1 protein-coding gene is annotated in these 437 nt (G+C 62.7%); it reads right to left on the minus strand.

The genetic code is table 11. The annotated features are described in order from the left end of the window. Positions 1–56: 56 nt before the first annotated feature. On the minus strand, positions 57–437 hold a 381-nt coding region (locus J5M56_RS25665; protein ID WP_207938144.1), incomplete at its 5' end, for a DUF2238 domain-containing protein.

A 437-nucleotide genomic window follows, 5' to 3' on the forward strand; every position in this document is an offset into this window, starting at 1 on the left:
GCCCAAGCCACTGGGCGGTGGCGGTGATCGCATGGCCTGCGGCGTGATCTGCTCCTTCAGGGCGGCGCTCGACGCCAGCGCGTCAACACCAGCAAGGACAGCCCGGCGCCGAACAGCGCCAGGGCCATGTCCTTCTGCGAATCCCACGGATCATTCTGCGCACCGACGAAGGCCTGGCCAGTGTCGTCGCCCAGGTAAGAGACGCCGACCCATTCGATCAATTCGTACAACGCCGACGTCGCCAGCACTACATTCAAGGTCAACAGCGCCAACCACGCGCCACGCAACGGCGTCAGGCGCAGCAGCACTTCGCGAATCGGCCAGACCAGCAGCAATCCATAGCTAAGGTGCACCAGCCGATCATAGTGATTGCGTTCAAGACCCAGCACTTTGTTGACGCTGACCCCGGTCAACAGCGTGCCCCATTGATCGTACGG

The sequence above is a fragment of the Pseudomonas sp. 51_B genome, assembly GCF_017491595.1.
GTDB classification, from domain to species: Bacteria; Pseudomonadota; Gammaproteobacteria; order Pseudomonadales; family Pseudomonadaceae; genus Aquipseudomonas; species Aquipseudomonas promysalinigenes.